General features: G+C 74.6%; 18 protein-coding genes. 9 read left to right on the top strand and 9 right to left on the bottom strand.

What is annotated here, in order from left to right:
• Nucleotides 1–60: 60 nt before the first annotated feature.
• The 7 genes from ACT7CP_RS04525 to ACT7CP_RS04555 all read left to right on the top strand — a co-directional run bounded on the left by ACT7CP_RS04525 (nt 61) and on the right by ACT7CP_RS04555 (nt 7,689).
• A complete protein-coding gene (locus tag ACT7CP_RS04525) occupies nt 61–906 on the top strand; it encodes a DUF2382 domain-containing protein (protein WP_413963811.1) in 846 nt (281 codons plus the stop codon).
• Between the two features lie 208 nt (nt 907–1,114).
• On the top strand, nt 1,115–2,383 hold the full coding sequence (locus tag ACT7CP_RS04530) for an extracellular solute-binding protein (protein WP_445443535.1): 1,269 nt from the start codon (nt 1,115–1,117) through the stop codon (nt 2,381–2,383).
• A 3-nt stretch (nt 2,384–2,386) separates the two neighbouring features.
• Nucleotides 2,387–3,328 carry a carbohydrate ABC transporter permease gene (locus ACT7CP_RS04535; protein ID WP_413963813.1) on the top strand — a complete coding sequence of 314 codons (942 nt, stop codon included), beginning with the start codon at nt 2,387–2,389 and terminating at the stop codon, nt 3,326–3,328.
• A 10-nt stretch (nt 3,329–3,338) separates the two neighbouring features.
• Nucleotides 3,339–4,247 (top strand): carbohydrate ABC transporter permease, encoded by a 909-nt coding sequence (locus tag ACT7CP_RS04540; protein WP_445443536.1) that lies wholly within the window; start codon nt 3,339–3,341, stop codon nt 4,245–4,247.
• A 32-nt stretch (nt 4,248–4,279) separates the two neighbouring features.
• The gene (locus tag ACT7CP_RS04545; RefSeq protein ID WP_445443537.1) at nt 4,280–6,142 is read left to right on the top strand and encodes a glycoside hydrolase family 3 protein; all 1,863 of its coding nucleotides are present in this window, start codon (nt 4,280–4,282) and stop codon (nt 6,140–6,142) included.
• An 88-nt stretch (nt 6,143–6,230) separates the two neighbouring features.
• A complete protein-coding gene (locus ACT7CP_RS04550; RefSeq protein WP_445443538.1) occupies nt 6,231–7,358 on the top strand; it encodes a LacI family DNA-binding transcriptional regulator in 1,128 nt (375 codons plus the stop codon).
• A gap of 46 nt (nt 7,359–7,404) precedes the next feature.
• Nucleotides 7,405–7,689: a hypothetical protein gene (locus tag ACT7CP_RS04555; RefSeq protein ID WP_445443539.1), complete on the top strand. Its 285-nt coding sequence runs from the start codon at nt 7,405–7,407 to the stop codon at nt 7,687–7,689.
• On the opposite strand, the gene ACT7CP_RS04560 is transcribed toward ACT7CP_RS04555, so the two are convergent.
• Together ACT7CP_RS04560 and ACT7CP_RS04565 are read right to left on the bottom strand one after the other, a co-directional pair.
• Complete coding sequence (locus ACT7CP_RS04560) at nt 7,686–7,883, bottom strand: hypothetical protein (RefSeq protein ID WP_445443540.1); 198 nt, start codon at nt 7,881–7,883, stop codon at nt 7,686–7,688. The genes ACT7CP_RS04555 and ACT7CP_RS04560 overlap by 4 nt on opposite strands.
• Nucleotides 7,884–7,894: 11 nt before the next feature.
• The gene (locus ACT7CP_RS04565) at nt 7,895–8,449 is read right to left on the bottom strand and encodes an MOSC domain-containing protein (protein WP_445443541.1); all 555 of its coding nucleotides are present in this window, start codon (nt 8,447–8,449) and stop codon (nt 7,895–7,897) included.
• Between the two features lie 137 nt (nt 8,450–8,586).
• On the opposite strand from ACT7CP_RS04565, the gene ACT7CP_RS04570 reads away from it, so the two are divergent.
• On the top strand, nt 8,587–9,258 hold the full coding sequence (locus ACT7CP_RS04570; protein ID WP_445443542.1) for a hypothetical protein: 672 nt from the start codon (nt 8,587–8,589) through the stop codon (nt 9,256–9,258).
• 64 nt (nt 9,259–9,322) lie between these two features.
• Here the strand turns inward: ACT7CP_RS04570 and ACT7CP_RS04575 are convergent, their stop codons facing one another.
• From ACT7CP_RS04575 to ACT7CP_RS04585, 3 genes are all read right to left on the bottom strand, one after another.
• Nucleotides 9,323–10,726, bottom strand: coding sequence for an MFS transporter (locus tag ACT7CP_RS04575; protein ID WP_445443543.1), 1,404 nt, complete (start codon nt 10,724–10,726; stop codon nt 9,323–9,325).
• Nucleotides 10,727–10,830: 104 nt separating this feature from the next.
• Nucleotides 10,831–12,246, bottom strand: coding sequence for an MFS transporter (locus ACT7CP_RS04580; protein ID WP_445443544.1), 1,416 nt, complete (start codon nt 12,244–12,246; stop codon nt 10,831–10,833).
• Nucleotides 12,247–12,376: 130 nt separating this feature from the next.
• Nucleotides 12,377–13,687: an MFS transporter gene (locus ACT7CP_RS04585; RefSeq protein ID WP_445443545.1), complete on the bottom strand. Its 1,311-nt coding sequence runs from the start codon at nt 13,685–13,687 to the stop codon at nt 12,377–12,379.
• 213 nt (nt 13,688–13,900) lie between these two features.
• Here ACT7CP_RS04585 and ACT7CP_RS04590 point away from each other — a divergent pair, with 213 nt between their 5' ends.
• Nucleotides 13,901–14,179, top strand: coding sequence for a hypothetical protein (locus ACT7CP_RS04590; RefSeq protein WP_445443546.1), 279 nt, complete (start codon nt 13,901–13,903; stop codon nt 14,177–14,179).
• A 42-nt stretch (nt 14,180–14,221) separates the two neighbouring features.
• Here ACT7CP_RS04590 and ribH read toward each other — a convergent pair whose 3' ends face one another.
• Genes ribH through ribD form a run of 4 tightly spaced genes read right to left on the bottom strand, consistent with a single transcriptional unit; the run spans nt 14,222 to nt 17,764 of the window.
• Entirely contained in the window at nt 14,222–14,704 is a 483-nt protein-coding gene (gene ribH, locus ACT7CP_RS04595; protein WP_445443547.1) for a 6,7-dimethyl-8-ribityllumazine synthase, read from the bottom strand.
• Complete coding sequence (gene ribA / locus ACT7CP_RS04600; protein WP_445443548.1) at nt 14,701–16,050, bottom strand: GTP cyclohydrolase II; 1,350 nt, start codon at nt 16,048–16,050, stop codon at nt 14,701–14,703. The genes ribH and ribA overlap by 4 nt, the downstream gene beginning before the upstream one ends.
• Entirely contained in the window at nt 16,047–16,694 is a 648-nt protein-coding gene (locus ACT7CP_RS04605; RefSeq protein ID WP_445443549.1) for a riboflavin synthase, read from the bottom strand. The genes ribA and ACT7CP_RS04605 overlap by 4 nt, the downstream gene beginning before the upstream one ends.
• Entirely contained in the window at nt 16,694–17,764 is a 1,071-nt protein-coding gene (ribD, locus tag ACT7CP_RS04610) for a bifunctional diaminohydroxyphosphoribosylaminopyrimidine deaminase/5-amino-6-(5-phosphoribosylamino)uracil reductase RibD (RefSeq protein ID WP_445443550.1), read from the bottom strand. The genes ACT7CP_RS04605 and ribD overlap by 1 nt, the downstream gene beginning before the upstream one ends.
• Between the last annotated feature and the right edge of the window lie 45 nt (nt 17,765–17,809).

The following is a 17,809-nucleotide window of genomic DNA, read 5'->3' on the forward strand; positions in this document are numbered from 1 at the left end:
GCACCCGATAGAAGGAACGACCGCCTCCGGGCGGACACCACCACAGGAAGAGAGAACATCGTGATCGACTCCCGCGACATCGGCAGCATCGTCGGCGCCACCGTGCACGACACGGACGGCGACAAGATCGGAACCGTCGGCCAGGTCTACGTCGACCCGGACACGGAGAAGCCCCTCTGGGCGACCGTCAAGACGGGCCTCTTCGGCACGTCCGAGTCCTTCGTCCCCCTCCAGGAGGCCACCTGGGACCGCGAGTCCCTCACGGTCGGCTACGACAAGGCGAAGGTCAAGGACGCTCCCCGCGTGGACGCCGACGGCGCCCTCAGCGAGGAGGAGGAGGACAGCCTCTACTCGTACTACGGCCTCGGCGGCGGATCCGCGTCCACGACGACGTCGGGCACCGGCACCGATGCCGGCACCGGCACCGCCGGCTTCGTCGACCAGGACGACCGCTCGGGCCTCGACCGCGACCGTGACGCCGACGGCGTCGTCGGCCACGACACCTCGGGCCCCACGACGGACGACGCCATGACGCGCTCCGAGGAGCAGCTCCACGTCGGCACCGAGCGCGTCGAGACCGGCCGTGCGCGCCTCCGCAAGCACGTCGTCACCGAGCAGCAGACCGTGACCGTCCCCGTCAGCCACGAGGAGGTGCGGCTCGAGCGCGAGCCCATCACCGAGGGCAACGTCGGCGCGGCGACCTCCGGCCCCGACCTCTCCGAGGAGGAGCACGAGGTGACCCTCACGGAGGAGCGCCCCGTCGTCGACAAGGAGACCGTCCCCGTCGAGCGCGTCCAGCTCGGCACGGAGACGGTGACCGACGAGCGCACCGTGTCCGAGGACGTCCGCCACGAGGAGATCGACGTGGACGGCGACGGCACGCCGGACGGCACCGCCCGCCGCTGACCCGCCCGCACCACCCGCACCACCCGGCGCCCGGCGCGACCCCTCGGGGTCGCGCCGGGCGCTTCGTCGTGCCGGCGACCGCCGTGGTCGCCCGACACCGCGGCTTGCCCCCGCCGGTGCTTCGTGGCATGCTCGACCCGTCGCGCTTCTTATGCGCATAAGTACACCAGCGGCTCGCGACGCGGGCGCTTCGTTCAAGGAGGAACACGTGAAGACATCCATGCGTCTGGGCGCGGTCGCGACCGTGCTGGCGGCCACCGTCGCGCTGACGGGCTGCGGCCGGTCCGCCGACGAGGGCCAGGGCCCCGCGGCCGCGACCACCCTCGGATCCGAGCCCGCGACCGGGAAGGTCACCATGTGGGCGATGGGCGCGGAGGGTGAGGCGCTCCCCGGGTTCGTGAAGGCGTTCGAGGACGCCAACCCCGGCGTCGAGGTCGACGTCACGGCGATCCCGTGGGACGCCGCGCACAACAAGTTCCAGACCGCGATCGCCGGCGGCACCACCCCCGACATCGCGATGATGGGCTCCACCTGGATGGCCGACTTCCAGGGCGCCTTCAGCACCGTCCCGACCGACCTCGACACGTCCGACGCGTTCCCCGGCGCGCTCGCGACCACGACCGTCGCGGACCGCGCGGCCGGCGTCCCCTGGTACGTCGACACCCGCGTGCTCTACTACCGCACCGACCTCGCCGCGCAGGCGGGCTGGACGAGCGCCCCCACCACGTGGGACGAGCTCAAGCAGATGGCGTCCGACATGCAGACGAAGGCCGGCGCCGAGCACGGCATCCGCCTCCCCGCCGGCAACGACGCCTTCCAGGGCACGCTCTGGATGCCGTGGTCCAACGGCGCGGAGATCACCGACGGCGCGAAGTGGACCCTCGACACCCCGGAGATGACCGAGGCGTACGAGTACTACCAGAGCTTCTTCGCCGACGGCATCGCCGACCCCGACGTGGACGTCTCCTCGGGCGCGCAGGAGGCCTCGTTCGTCGACGGATCCACCCCCATGCTCATCGAGGGCCCCTTCGAGATCGGCCAGCTGGAGACCGTGGGCGGCCCCGGGTTCGCGGAGAAGTTCGCCACCGCGGTCCTGCCGACGAAGGAGTCGTCCACGTCGTTCAGCGGCGGCGCGAACCTCGTCGTGTTCGACGAGGCGGAGAACCAGGACGCCGCGTGGAAGCTCGCGCGCTGGCTCAGCGAGCCCGCGACCCAGGCCGCCTGGTACGCCGCGACCGGCGACCTCCCCGCCGCGCAGTCCGCCTGGCAGGACCCGGCCCTCGCCGGCGACGCCACCCTCGCCGCGTTCGGCGAGCAGCTGAAGACCGCGAAGTCGGTGCCCGTCACCACGAACTGGGTCAAGGTCGGGTCCGCCGCGGACTCCGCCCTCGAGCAGATCCGCCGCAGCACCGCGACCGTCCCCGACGCGCTCGCGAAGCTGCAGGCGGACGCCGACTCCATCGGCGCGGCGGAGTAGCCGTTGGCCCTCACCGCCGCGCGTGCGGCCGGGACCCGTCCCGGCCGCACGCGGTCCCCGCTCGTCGCCCGGCAGCGCCGCCGCCAGGCGATCGTCGCCTGGGGCTTCTGCCTCCCGTTCGTCGCCGTGTTCGCGGTCTTCATGCTCGTGCCGCTCGTCAGCTCGTTCGCGATGTCGTTCACGGACTTCCGCGCGACCGACATCCGCTCGCCCTTCGCGGTCGAGTTCACGGGCCTCGACCAGTACGCGAAGCTCTTCACGGACGCGACGTTCCTCCGCTCCATCGGCGTGACCGCGTTCTTCGTGGTCGTCGGGATCCCCGTGACCATGGTCGTCGCGCTGGCGCTGGCCCTCGCGCTCAACTCGGGCCGCGGTCGCATCGTCTCGTTCTTCCGGGTCGGCTTCTACGCGCCCGTCGTGACGAGCATCGTCGCGGTCTCCGTGGTGTGGCGCTACATCCTGCTGCCGGACGGGCTGCTCAACAGCGCGCTCGCGGTGGTCGGGATCCAGGGCCCCAACTGGCTGAGCGACACCACGTGGGCGCTCCCGTCGCTCGTGGTGATGGCGGTGTGGCGGAACGTCGGCACCCTCATGATCATCTTCCTGGCCGGCCTCCAGGCCGTGCCCGAGGAGGTGCAGGAGGCGGCCGTCATGGACGGCGCGAGCCCCTGGCGCCGCCTCGTCTCCGTCACCCTGCCGCTCCTGCGGCCCACGCTGCTGCTCGGATCCGTGCTCATCTCGGTCGGCTTCCTGCAGTTCTTCGAGGAGGCGTTCGTGATGACCCGCGGCGGCCCCCTCGACTCCACGCTGTCCGTCGCGTACTACACGTACCGGCAGTTCGGCTTCGGCGAGTACGGCCTCGCCTCCGCGGCGAGCTACGTCCTCTTCCTCGCCATCGCCCTGCTCAGCCTGCTGCAGTTCCGGCTGCTGCGGTCGAAGGACTGAAAGGCATCCGATGACCACCACCGCATCCGCCCCCGCCGCGTCGGCCCCGGCCGTCGCGCCGACCCGCGCGGGCACGCCGCCCCGGCGCCGCCGCACCGACCGCGGCCGTCGCGCCCGCGCGATCGTCTACGTCGTCCTCGCCGCCGTGCTCTGCGTCTGGCTCGTGCCGTTCATCTGGATGGCGCTCGGCTCCGTGAAGACCCAGGGCGAGATCCTGCAGCGCCCGCCGACGTGGTGGCCCGAAGATCCCGTCGCCGACAACTTCGCGCAGTGGTTCGGGCCGCTCGACTTCGGCACCTTCTTCTCCAACAGCCTCGTGGTCGCGCTCGTCACGGTGCTCGGCAACCTCGTGTTCTGCTCGATGGTCGGCTACGCGCTGGCGAAGATGGAGTTCCCAGGCAAGCGGATCCTGTTCCTCACGGTGATGGTGACGCTCATGGTCCCGGGCGTCGTCACCTTCGTGCCGCTGTTCGTGATGGTGTCCGGGCTCGGCCTCGTGAACACCTACGCGGCGCTCATCCTCCCGTTCATCACGGCGCCGATCGGCGTGTTCCTCATGCGGCAGTTCATGCTCGGGATCCCCGAGGCGCTCATCGAGGCGGCGCGCCTCGACGGCGCGGGCGAGTTCCGCATCTTCTCCCGCATCGTGATGCCGCTGTGCGGGCCGCCGCTCGCGACCCTCGGCATCCTCACGTTCCTCGCCTCGTGGAACAACTTCCTCTGGCCGCTCGTCGCCGCGCAGACCGAGGGCATGTACACGCTGCCGATCGCCCTGTCGCTGTACTCGACCGGGCAGAACGCGACCGACTACGGCCTGCTGCTCGCGGGATCCGTGCTCGTCATCGCGCCGATCCTCGCCCTGTTCGTGTTCCTGCAGCGCTACTTCATCCAGGGCGTCGCGACCGCCGGCCTCAAGTGACCACCGACCCCCTCCGACCCCGGGAGACCCCCATGCCCCGCGCCCCGCGCCCCCTGCTCACCGCCCCCGACGGCACCCGGTTCCGCGACCTCGACGGCGACGGGGTGATGGCGCCCTACGAGGATCCGCGCCGGACCCCCGAGGAGCGCACGGCCGACCTGGTCGGCCGCCTCAGCCTCGCCGAGAAGGCCGGCCTCATGTTCCAGACCGTGATCGAGGTCGGCGAGGACGGCGAGCTGAAGGAGGAGCCGGGCGCGATCTCCAAGTCCGGCACCACCGAGGTCGTGGTGGGCAAGGCGATGAACCACTTCAACGTGCACGAGATCCGCACGGCCCGGCAGGCCGCGCGCTGGAGCAACCGGCTGCAGGAGCTCGCGGAGTCGACGCCGCACGGCATCCCGGTGACCGTCAGCACGGATCCCCGGCACGCCTTCGTGGAGAACGCGGGCGTCGCCTTCTCGGCCGGCCCGTTCTCGCAGTGGCCGGAGGCGCTCGGCCTCGCGGCGCTCGACGACGTGGACGCGATCCGCGCGTTCGCCGACACCGCCCGGCAGGAGTACGTGGCCGTGGGGATCCGCGCGGCGCTGCACCCGCAGATCGACCTCGCCACCGAGCCGCGCTGGGGCCGCCAGGCGCAGACGCTCGGGCACGACGCCGACCGCGTCGCCGAGTTCACGGCCGCGTACCTGCAGGGGTTCCAGGGCGACGAGCTCGGGTCCGCGAGCGTCGCCTGCACCACCAAGCACTTCCCGGGCGGCGGGCCGCAGAAGGACGGCGAGGACGCGCACTTCCCGTACGGCCGCGAGCAGGTGTACCCGGGCGGCATGTTCGAGTACCACCTGCGGCCGTTCCGGGAGGCGATCGCCCGCGGCACCGCCGCGATGATGCCGTACTACGGGATGCCCGAGGGCCTCGTGCGCGACGGCGAGGAGATCGAGCCGGTCGGCTTCGGCTTCAACCGCCAGGTCATCACGGGGCTCCTGCGCGAGGAGCTCGGCTACGACGGCGTCGTCGTCACCGACTGGGAGCTGGTGAACGACAACCACGTCGGCGACCAGGTGCTCCCCGCGCGCGCCTGGGGCGTGGAGGAGCTGACGCCGCACGAGCGCATGGAGCGGATCATCCAGGCCGGCTGCGACCAGTTCGGCGGCGAGGAGTGCGTGGACGTCCTGCTCGACCTCGTGGCCGACGGCCGGGTCGCGGAGGAGCGCATCGACGAGTCGGTGCGCCGCCTGCTGCTCGTGAAGTTCCGGCTCGGCCTCTTCGACGACCCGTACGTCGACGAGGACGCGGCCGAGCGGATCGTCGGGCGCGCCGACTTCCGCGAGCTCGGCACCCGGGCGCAGGCCGCGTCCGTCACCGTGCTCGAGAACCGCGTCCGGGATGGCCGGCCCACGCTGCCGCTGCCGGTCGACGGGCCGCGGCTGCGCGTGCACGTCGAGGGCATGCGCGCGGCCGCGCTGGAGGGCTGGGCGGATCCCGCCGACGGGCCCGACGACGCCGACCTCGCGATCGTGCGGCTCGGCGCGCCCTTCGAGCCCCGCTCCGACCTCTTCCTCGAGGCGTGGTTCCACCAGGGGTCGCTCGAGTTCCCGCCCGGGCTCGTGCACCGGCTGCGCCGTATCGCCGACCGCTGCCCGCTCGTGGTGGTCGTGACCCTCGACCGCCCGGCGATCGTGACGCCGCTCGTGCCGTTCGCGTCCGCGCTCGCCGTCGACTACGGCAGCTCCGACGCGGCCGTGCTCGCGGCGCTCACCGGCCGGATCGCGCCGGAGGGACGGCTGCCCGTGGAGATCCCGCGCTCCATGGACGCGGTGCGGGCGTCGCGCACGGACGTGCCCTCGGACACGGAGGACCCGGTGTACCCGCTGCACCACGGCCTCCGGATCCTCTGAGCGCCCGGACGCCCGGTCGGCGCAGGCGGGCGGGCGCGGTCGCACCCGCCCGCCTCGCCTACGCTTCGAGGATGGAGAGGACGGTCGCATGAGCCCCCGGCGCCCCACGGTCTACGACGTCGCCGAGCGCGCGAAGGTCTCCATCGCCACCGTGTCGTTCGCGTTCAGCCGCCCCGACCAGATCAGCGTCGCCACGCGCGAGCGCGTGCTCGAGACCGCGCGGGAGCTCGGCTACATGCCGAGCGCGTCCGCCCGGGGACTGGCCCGGGGCCGCACCGGCGCGCTCGGGCTGCACTCGTTCGACCTCCTCATCGACCGGCCGCTCGAGCGGGAGCCCGGGACCCCCGTCGCGCCCGCCGTCGCGACGCCGTACCCGCCGGGCCACAGCTCCATCCCCTGGGACGAGGCGGACGAGATCGCGGCGGACCCGCGCGCGTTCCCCCTCTACGTCGACGAGGTGCGCCGCGGCTTCGAGCTCGAGTGCCGCGCCCACGACCGGCCGGTGATGCTCAGCCGCGGCAGCGACACCACCACGGCGGTCGCGGAGTCGGCCGGCCGGGTCGACGGCCTCGCGATCTTCCCCGGGCCGTCCGCGGCGGCGTCGCTCAAGCGGATGTCGCTCAAGATGCCGATCGTGCTCTTCAGCTACCCGCCCGCGGACGACGGGCACCACCGGGTCGTCGCGGACAACGCCGGGGGAGCGCGCGAGCTGGTGCGTCACCTGGTGCTCGAGCACGGGATCACCGACCTCGGCTTCGTGGGCGCGACCACCGTCGGGGACTTCCGGGAGCGGTTCCAGGGCTACCGCGACGCGCGCGCGGAGCTCGGCCTCCGCGCGCAGGACGACGTGCTCGACGCCACCGCCCTCGGCGAGGGATCCGGGTTCGGCGGCGTGATCGCGGCCCTCCGCGCGGGCCGCCTGCCGCGCGCGCTCGTGTGCGCCAGCGACCAGCTCGCGCTCGCCCTCGTGGACCTCCTCCGCGCCGAGGGCGTGGACGTCCCGGGCGACGTCGTGGTCACGGGCTTCGACGGCATCTTCGCGGGGCTGCTGTCGACGCCCCGGCTCACGACGGTCCGCCAGCCGATGGAGGCGATGGGGCGCGCGGCGGCCCGCATCCTCATCGACACCACGAGCGCGCCGCAGGCGACGGATCCCGTGTCCCTGCGCCTCGGCACCAAGCTCGTGGTGCGCGAGAGCTGCGGCTGCCGCGGCTGACCCGGGCCGCATCCGGCCCGGCCCGGCGCCGTGGCAGGCTGGGCACATGCCCCCGGGATCCCGCACGCGCTTCCGCGAGCAGGCGGAGGGCGCGCTGGTGACCCTCGCCGGCACCGTCACCTACCTGCTGTTCCAGGTGGCGCGTCGCACCGAGGTGCGCACGGAGGGCGACCGCGTGCTGGTGGTCGCGTGCACGATCGGGGCGGTCGCGACGGCGGCGGTGCTCGTCGTCATCGCGGTGCGCGGTGGGCTCCGGCGGCGTCGTGAGCGCGCCGCCGCGGACGGTCGCGCGCTGGACGCGCGGGAGGACGAGTCCGCCTCCGGCTCCTAGCGGCGCAGGCCGCGGCGGCGGGCGAGCTCCACGCCGAGGCCCGCCAGCACGAGCGCGGCCCCGGCGGCGGCGAACCACCACGCGATCTCGATCCCGGCCGGCTCCTCGCTCGCGATCCCGCCCATCACCGCGCCGAGCGCGACCGCGAGGGTGAGCGCGCCGATGCCGGCGACGGACGCCGCGAGGATCCGCACGCCCGCCCCGCTCAGACCGGCTGCAGCGCCAGGTGCTCGCCCTGCGGCAGCTCCACGCGCACGGCATCGTCGGGGCGGACCTCGCCGCCGGTGATCACGACGCCCATCACGCCGGACTTCCGCACGACGTTCCCGTCGGCGTCGCGGTCGAGGACCGCCTTCATCGCGCCCGCGCCGAGCACGTCGATCTGGATGCAGGGGTTCCGGAGGCCCGTGAGCTCCACCACGGCCTCGTCGCCCAGGTGGAGGCGCGTGCCCGTGGGCAGGTCGAGGAGGGGCACGCCCGCGGTCGTGACGTTCTCGCCGAGGTCGCCGGGCGTCACCGTGTAGCCCTTGCCGGCCAGCTCCTCGTGCAGCTCGGCGTGGACGAGGTGCACCTGGCGCAGGTTCGGCGCGTCCGGGTCGCGGCGCTTGCGGGACAGGTGCTGGACGGTGGTGCCGAGGTGCGCGTCGCCCTCCACGCCGAGGCCGACGAGGAGCGTGATCGACGCGCGGACGGGCTTCGAGAACCGGTGGGCGTCGTCGCGCGCGACCGCGAGGACCCGGGGCGGGGAGGACGGCTGCATGACAGCGACGATAGCGACGCGGCGGCCCCGCGGGCGACCCCCCGGACGGGACGGGGGCGCGCCCTGTCGCCCGCGCCGGCGCGCAGCTACGTTCGGACCATCGACGGCGATGGGGAGGCACGATGCGCGCGACGGCCATGAGCGGGTCACGCAGCACGACGACCGTGGCGGGGATCGCCGCCGGGGGAGCCCTGCTCCTGCAGACCGCGGTGCTCGGCGGCCTCCGCGTCCAGCCGACGCCGGACATCGGGTCGACGCTCCTGCTGCAGGGGCCCGCGGTCGACGCGGTCGCGGCGCTCCTGACCGTGGTGGCCGCCGTGGCGCTCGCGCGCGGGGTGCGCCGGGAGCCCGGGCTGCTGCGGGCGTCGCGCGTCGCGGGGATCGCGGTGCTCGTGCAGGCGGCGGCGGTCGTGGCCGGGGCGATCGTCGGGCCCCTCGTGGGGCGGCTGGCGGCGGCGTCCGTCGACCCGGTCCTCCCGGCGGGCGCCGTCGCGGCGACCCAGGCGGTGGACGCCGTGCAGGCCGCGGCGCTCGTGGTGCTCGCGGCGGCCGTCGTGCGGGGCCGGCTGCTGGAGCCCGTGGCCCGCGTCTCCCTGGTGGTGCTCGCGGCGGCGGCCGCGCTGGGGATCCTGCCGCTGGTCGTCGCGCCGTTCGCGTCCGGCGACGGCGGATCGCCGCTCGTCGTCCTGCTCCTCGCCGTGCCGCCCGTGATCCTCGTGGCGTCGACCGGGGTCGTGCTCGGCCTCGTGCTCCACGGCCGGTCGGCATCGGTGCAGCAGCGCGCGGAGGCGATCCGCCGCGCCTGGTGAGGCCCGGGCAGGCGGAGGGCCGGGTCGATGCGTCGGCCCGGCCCTCCGCGCAGCCCGCGTGCCGTCAGCTCGCGCTGTCGTCCGCCGCGGCGGCTGCGCCGTGCTCGCGCAGCACGAGCAGCGCGACGAGCGAGACCGCGGACGCGACGCTGAGGTACGCGCCCACCAGCGCGATCCCGCCGCCCGCGAGGCCCCACAGCCAGGTGGCGATGAACGGGGCGACGGCCCCGCCCAGGATGCCGGCGAGGCTGAACGCGAGGGAGGCGCCCGTGTAGCGGACGTCGGTGGCGAACATCGCCGGGAGCAGGGATCCGACCGCGCCGTACGCGAGCCCGATGAGCACGAAGCCGAGGACCACGAACAGGAGCGTGCCCGGCAGGCCCGCGGCGAGCAGCGGGTCGAACAGCAGGCCGAACAGGACCATGCCGACGGCGCTCGCGACCACCACGGGACGCGCGCCGCGCCGCTCGGCCATCAGGCCCGAGACGACGATGGCCGCGGCGAAGAACACGACGCCCACGAGCAGCATGAGCAGGAAGTCGGTGCGGGCGTAGCCGAGCCCGGCGTGGAAGCCGGCCGCGTCGAACGCCTTCCCGGCGGCGGTGGCGGCGGCCTGCGCGGCCTCGACCGTGCGCGGTGACGTCGCGTAGGTGACCGCGAAGGTGGTCATGAGGTAGAAGAGCGTGAAGGTGGCGAGCAGGGCGAGCGAGCCGAGGATGAGCCCGCGCCAGCCGGTGCGGAGCGTGCGGCCGAGCGGCAGGCGGGACGTCGCGCCGCGGTCGATCACGGCCTGGAACTCCGGCGCCTCGACGAGCCGCACGCGCACGTACAGGCCCACCAGCACGAGGACGGCGCTCGCGAGGAACGGGACGCGCCAGCCCCAGGCCTGGAGGTCGGCGGGCGAGAGCGAGAGCGAGAGGATCAGGAAGAGGCCGTTCGCCATGATGAAGCCGACGGGCGCGCCGAGCTGCGGGAACGTGCCGTAGACCGCCCGCTTGCCCGCCGGCGCGTTCTCGGTGGCGAGGAGCGCGGCGCCGCCCCACTCGCCCCCGAGGCCGAGGCCCTGGACGAAGCGGAGCACCGCGAGGGCGGCCGGGGCCGCGATCTCCCAGCCCGGCGTGAGGCCGCTCGGCAGGCAGCCGATGAGCACCGTCGCGATGCCCATGGTGAGCAGCGAGGCGACCAGCGTGCGCGTGCGGCCGAACCGGTCGCCGAAGTGGCCGAAGACGACGGACCCGATCGGGCGGGCGACGAACGCCACCCCGAACACGGCGAGCGACTGCAGCTGCGCCACGGTCGGGTCGGAGTCGGCGAAGAACAGCGCCGGGAAGACGAGCACCGCGGCGGTGGCGTAGACGTAGAAGTCGAAGAACTCGATGGAGGTGCCGACGAGGCTCGCGACCAGCACGCGCGAGCGCGGGTTGGCGGGAGCGGCGAGGGGCGGGGCGGTGGCGGGGGCAGCGGACATGGCGGTGGCTTCCGTCGGAGGGGCGGGGAGACGCCACGGATCGTGGCGCGCCGACGGTACCGGCGCTCCCCGCCCCTCCGGGCGGACGGCTCACATGCCGGGGATCAGCTGACGTTCCCCGCGTAGTCCGCGTCGCGCGTCTCGCGGCTGATGATCAGCGCGACCAGCGTGATCGCCGCCATCGCGCTCAGGTACACGCCGACGAGGAACACGTTCCCGTCCAGCAGCTGCCAGAGGGCCACGGCGATGAAGGGCGCGACGGCCGCGCCGAGGATGCTCGCGACGTTGTAGCTGATCGCGGATCCCGTGTAGCGCACGTTCGTCGGGAAGAGCTCCGGCAGCACGGCGCCCATGGGGCCGAAGGTGAGGCCCATCAGGGTGAAGCCGATGATGAGGAGCGCCATCGTGCCGACGAACCCGGCCGAGAACAGCGGCACGAAGAGCAGGCCGAAGAGGAGGATCCCGACGGTGGTCGCGATGAGCATCTTGCGGCGGCCGTACCTCTCGGCCAGCGGGCCGGAGACCATCGTGAAGATGCCGAAGAACACGACGCCGACGATCAGCATGAGCAGGAAGTCGTTGCGCCCGTAGCCGAGGCCCGCGGCGAAGGTGTCCGGATTGAACGTCTTGCCGGCCGCGGTCGCGGCGGCCTCCGCGGTGGTGGCGTCGCGAGCGGTGGTCCCGTAGTTCAGCGTGAACGTCGTCATCAGGTAGAAGAGCGTGTAGGTGGCCAGCATGATGAACGTGCCGAGGATCAGCGGGCGCCAGCTCGAGACGAACACGCGCGCGACGGGCAGCTTCGCGACCTCGCCGGCGTCGACGACCTTCTGGAAGGCGGGCGTCTCGATGAGCTTGAGGCGGACGTAGAGGCCGACGATCACGAGCACGGCGCTCGCGAGGAACGGCACGCGCCAGCCCCACGACTGGAACTGCTCGGGGCTGAGGCCGAGGCTGAGCGCGAGGAACACGCCGTTGGCGACGATGAAGCCGATGGGCGCGCCGAGCTGCGGGAACGTGCCGTAGATGGCGCGCTTGCCCGCGGGCGCGTTCTCGGTGGCGAGGAGGGCGGCGCCGCTCCACTCGCCGCCGAGGCCGAGGCCCTGGCCGAAGCGCATGATCACGAGGAGCGCGGGGGCCGCGACCTCCCAGCCGGGCGTGAGCGCGGTGGGCAGGCAGCCGATCAGCACGGTCGCGATGCCCATCGTGAGCAGCGACGCGACGAGCGTGCCCTTCCGGCCGATGCGGTCGCCGAAGTGGCCGAAGACGATGGATCCGATGGGCCGGGCGATGAACGCGACGCCGAACACCGCGAAGGACGCGAGCTGCGCGACCGTCGGGTCGTCGTTCGCGAAGAAGAGGGCGGGGAAGACGAGCACCGCCGCGGTCGCGTAGACGTAGAAGTCGTAGAACTCGATCGACGTGCCGATGAGGCTCGCGATGATGACGCGCGAGCGCGAGTTCCCGGCGGGCGGGGTGGCGGCGGACGGGGCGGCGGGGCTGGCCGCGCGGGTGGAGGACATGGTGCGGGAGACGGCTTTCGGCTGATGCGGCGTGAGCGGCAGGGGCGCGCGGAGGGGGCGGGCGCGCCGGTCGGGCGCGGGCGCCGGGTGCGGCGGAGTCGAGGGGGCCACTCGTGATGGCCGTACGAGCCTACGCCCGCGGGGAGTCCTCTGTGAAAACGGGGGCGGGGGTTGCGGGTGCGTCCGCGGAGGAGGATCCCGCCGGGGGATGCGGCAGGAGGCGGGGGAGGCCGACCGCCGCGACGACGGGCAGCGCGGCGAGGATGCCCCAGGCCGTCACGGGTGACGCGTCGAGGAGGCCGCCGACCACGCCGCCGCCCACGAGCACCGCGACGCCGCCGCAGCTGGCGAGCAGCCCGTAGTACGAGGCCGTGGGACGCCCGGCGGCGAACGACGGGACGAGCTCCATGGTCACCGGGCCGACGAGCATGTGGCCCAGCGTGAGGCACACGATGAGGACGGCGACGGGCGCGAGGGCGGCGCCGGCGGGCGGCGGGGCGACGGCGGAGACGGCCACCGCGGCGAAGCCGGTCGCGCTCGTGGCGAAGCCCAGGGCGAGCGCGCGGCCCGGCCCGATCCGCCGCGCGAGCAGCGCGACCGGCCACTGTAGCGCGATCGTGAGGAGCGAGACGGCGAGGAACGCGGGACCGACGGCGCCCGTGCCTGCTCCCGCCCGGCCGAGCTCGAGCGGGAGCCCGAGGTAGAGCTGGTTGTACGCGAGGAGGTCCACCGCGAACAGGGCCGAGAACGCGAGGAAGCGGCGGTCGCGGACGGCCGCCCAGCGGTCGGGGGCGGGGGAGGCCGGCACGGGGGACGCGGGGGCGGATCCGGGTGGGCGCGACGCCCGGTCCGAGCGCTGCGCGTCCGCCGGGATCACGCACCAGAGCGCCGTGCCGACCGCGGCGAAGAGGGCGGCGGCGATCAGCGCGGTCGCGGGGAAGCCGAGGCCGAGGAGCGCGGCACCCGCGAGCGGGCCGGTGGCGGCGCCGACCTCGCCGACGAGCACGAGCGCCGCGAACAGGGACGGGCGCCCGGGCCGCCGGGTGCCCCGGGCGCGGGCGTCCGCCGCGGCCACGAGGCTCTGCAGCGCGGGGCTGAACAGCGCGCCGCCCATGCCCGTGAGGACCGCGCCGACGAGGAAGCCCGCCAGGTCCGTCGCGAGGGCGAGGCCGAGGTAGCCCGAGACGCGCACGGCGCAGCCGGCCGTGATGAGGATCCGCGGCCCGAACCGGTCCGCCAGCATGCCGCCGAGGAGGAACAGGCCCTGCTGGCTGAAGGTGCGGGCACCCAGGACCAGGCCGATCGCCAGGGCGCCGAGGCCGAGGTCGTCGCGCATGACCGTGGCGAGGAACGGGACGACGGCGTAGAAGCCGACGTTGAAGACGAGCTGGCTGCCGAGCAGGACCGCGGGGCGTGGACGAGCGGCGGCGGCGGTGGTCATGCGGCGTCCGTCCCCCCTCGCGGCGGCCCGTCCGCCGACGCTCCGCCCGACCCTAGTGACGGCGGTTCTCACGAGCAAAGCCGGCCGGGCGAGCGAAGCCGGCCGGGCGGGCGCGCTCCAGGGGCGGCGATCCGTAGGGTCGGGGGAGGCGACGCAGGATCCCATGCCCCGGGCCCGCCGACACCGACGCCGACCGACACGACGAGGAGCCCCATGGAGCACGAGACCGGACGCGCGATCCTGCCGGGGCTCGCCAAGCTCTGCGGCGTCGGCGCGTTCGCCGCGGTCGCGACCGGGTACTGGTACCTGGCGATCCCGTGCGTCGCGGTCGTCGTCCTCTGCGTCCTGCAGCTGCGTCGGTGGACGCACCGCGAGCTCGAGGAGCGCACCCGCCTCGCGGAGGAGCCCACGGAGGAGGAGCAGGAGGCCGAGCTCACGTGGGACGCGGACGGCGGGGTCTCCACCGACCCCCGCCCGGACGCCCCGCGGTAGCCCGCCGCGCGACGCCCGGACGTGCCGGACGTGCCGCGCGGCTCAGGCCCCGCGGATCCCCTTCAGCAGCAGCGCCGTCGTGACCGCGGCCTCGGCCGCCTCGGCGCCCTTGTCCTCCTTCGAGCCAGGGAGCCCCGCGCGGTCGAGCCCCTGCTGCTCGTCGTCGAGCGTGAGCAGCCCGAAGCCGATGGGCTTGCCCGTGAGGAGCGACGCCTGCGTGAGGCCGGACGTGGCCGCGTCCGAGACGTACTCGAAGTGCGGGGTGCCGCCGCGGATGATGACCCCGAGCGCGACGACCGCGTCGGCCCCCGCGTCGAGCGCCGCGCGCGCGACCACGGGCAGCTCGAAGCTGCCGGGCACGCGGATCACCGTGGTGGTCGCGCCCGCCGCGTCGAGCACGCGCTGGGCGCCCGCGAGGAGGCCCGCGCTGATCTCGTCGTGCCAGCGGCCGGCGACGACCGTGACGGCCAGCCCCCGTCCGTCGAGCGCGGTGGGGTCGATCTCGGGTGCTCCGTGTCCGCTCATGCGGTCTCCTCCTCGGGGGTGGTGGTCGTGGTCCGTGCGGTGGTGGTGCGGAGCCCGTCCGGCGCCTCGGCGTCGGGGTAGGCGTCCGGGCCGACGGGCATGTCGGTGTCGAGCACCAGGCGGTGCCCCATGCGGTCGCGCTTGGTCGCGAGGTAGCCGGCGTTCGCGGCGGTGACGCCGACGACGAGCGGCACGCGCTCCGTCACCTCGACGCCGTGCGCCTCGAGCTGCCGCACCTTCTCCGGGTTGTTGGTGAGCAGGCGCACGTCCCGGATCCCCATGTCCTGCAGGATCGCCGACGCAGCGCCGTAGTCGCGCGCGTCGGCCGGCAGCCCGAGCGCGATGTTGGCGTCGAGCGTGTCGAGCCCGTCCTCCTGGAGCCGGTACGCGCGGAGCTTGTTGATGAGCCCGATCCCGCGTCCCTCGTGCCCGCGCAGGTAGACGACGACGCCGCCCTCGCGCTGGATCTCGTCCAGCGCCGCGTCGAGCTGCGGCCCGCACTCGCACTTGAGGGATCCGAGCGCCTCGCCCGTCAGGCACTCCGAGTGCACGCGCACGAGGGTCCCGTGCGCCTGCGGCTCGCCCGCGACGACGGCCACGTGGTCGGCGCCCGTCGTGCGGTCGCGGTAGGCGCGCAGCCGGACGTCGCCGTGCGTGGTGGGGACCGTGGTCTCGACCTCGAAGATCACGCGCGAGGCCTCGGGGATCTCCACGGCGGGCTCGAGCGGCCGGTCGCAGTGGAACTCCTCCAGGTGCGCCTTCAGCGCCTCGATCGTGACGACGAGCACGCCCTCCCGGGCGCCGAGCTCGAGGAGGCCGGGCAGGCGCATCATCTCGCCGTCGTCCTGCACGATCTCGGAGATCGCGCCGACCGGCGTGAGGCCCGCGAGCGTGAGGAGGTCGACCGCCGCCTCGGTGTGGCCGTCGCGCGCGCGCACGCCGCCCTCCACCGCGCGGAGCGGCAGGATGTGGCCGGGCCGGTGCAGGCTCGCCGGGACGCTGCCGAGGTCCGCCAGCACGCGCAGGGTGTGCGCGCGGTCGGAGGCGCTGATGCCCGTGGAGAGCCGGTCGGCCGCGTCGACCGAGACCGTGTACGCGGTGCCGCGCGGATCCCGGTTGTCGGCGACCATGAGCGGCAGCTCCAGCCGGTCGGCGATCTCGTTCGTCATGGGCGCGCAGATGAAGCCCGAGGAGTGCCTCACCAGCCAGGCCACCCACTCGGGCGACGCGGACTCGGCGGCGAGCAGCACGTCGCCCTCGTTCTCGCGGCCCTCGTCGTCGACGACGATCACGGGGCGTCCGGCGCGCAGCTCCTGCAGCGCCGCGGGGATGTCGGCGAGGCTCACGAGCGGGCCTCCGATCGGTCGTCGCGGTCCCGCGCGTCGAGCGCGAGCATCCGCTGCACGTGGCGCGCGAGCACGTCGGTCTCGAGGTTGACCTCGTCGCCGAGCTCGAGCGCGCCGAGCGTCGTGGCGCTGAGCGTCTCGGGGATGAGCGACACCTCGAACCACGCGTCGGCGTCCGCCGTGTCGGTCGGGCTCACGGCGCTCACGGTGAGGCTCACGCCCTGCACCGTGATGGATCCGCGGTCGACGACGAGCGGCGCGAGGTCGGCGGGCAGCGAGAAGCGGAGGATCCGCCATGCCTCGCCCGGCGTGGTCGCCAGCAGGCGCCCGGTGCCGTCGACGTGGCCCTGGACGATGTGGCCGCCGAGACGGTCGCCGACGCGCGCCGCGCGCTCCAGGTTGACGGGGTCGCCGACGGCGAGGCGCCCGAGCGAGCTCATGACGAGCGTCTGCCGCATCACGTCGGCGGTGAAGCCCTCGGGCGTCTGCGCGACGACCGTGAGACACACGCCGTCGACGCTGATGGAGTCGCCGTGCCGGGCGTCGGACACCGCGAGCGGCGCCTCCACCGTGATCCGGGCGGAGTCGCCCTCGGCGTCGAGCGCGAGGACGCGTCCGCGCTCCTCGATGATCCCTGTGAACATCACTGGCCTTCCGTGGTGGGTCGCGCGGTCACGAGGAGGTCGTCCCCGAGCCGCGTCGTGCTGATGAGGGTGAGTCGATGGGCGGCCGGCATGCTCGGCACGCCGAGGTCGCCGGTCGCGGTGCGGGGGCCGCCGAGGAGGACGGGCGCGAGGTACGCGACCACCTCGTCCACGAGCCCGGCGGCGAGGAGCGCGGAGACGATCGTGGGGCCGCCCTCCACGAAGACGTGCCGGATCCCGCGGCGGCCGAGCTCCTCGAGCGCGGCGGCCGGGTCGTGGCCGGGGAGGCGGATCAGGCGGCGCGGGTGCCGGTGCACGGCCGCGTCCTCCGGGATCGCGCGGTCGCCGAGCACGACGGGAGCGGGCTGGTGCGGGTACGGGATCCCGTCGGGCCGGCGGGCGGTGAGCGCCGGGTCGTCGGCGAGCACGGTGCCGGTGCCCACGAGGATCGCGTCGGCCTCCGCGCGGCGGCGGTGCACGTCGTGGCGGGCGGCGGGCCCGGTGATCCAGCGGCTCGTGCCGTCGGCGGCCGCGATGCGCCCGTCGAGGCTGGAGGCCCACTTCGCGGTGACGAAGGGGCGGCCGAGCCGGGCGGATCCGAGCCACACCCGCAGGAACGCCCCGGCCTCGTCGGCGAGCACGCCGGGGACGACCTCGACGCCCGCCTGGCGGAGCCGGTCGGCCCCGCCGGAGGACTGGGCGCCCGGGTCGGCGACCGCGTAGGCGACGCGGGCGACGCCGGCCGCGACCAGGGCGGCCGCGCACGGACCGGTGCGGCCCGTGTGGTTGCACGGCTCGAGCGTGACGACCGCGGTGGCGCCGCGTGCGCCGCCGACAGGCAGCTGCCGGAGGGCGTCCACCTCGGCGTGCGCGGATCCGGCACCGCGGTGGCGGCCCTCGGCGATCACGCGGCCGCGGGCGTCGAGGATCACGCAGCCGACGCGCGGGTTCGGGCCCCAGGCGGGTCCCTCGGCGGCGAGCTCGAGGCCGCGGCGCATGGCGCGCTCGAGCGCGTCGCCGTCCGCATGCGCGTGCGCGCTCGCGGGGGCTGCCGTCGGGTCGTCGTGCATGGTGTCCTCGTCCGTGGACGGACTCCGGGCGCGGTCGACGGACCT

The sequence above is a fragment of the Clavibacter rahimiani genome, from assembly GCF_052654495.1.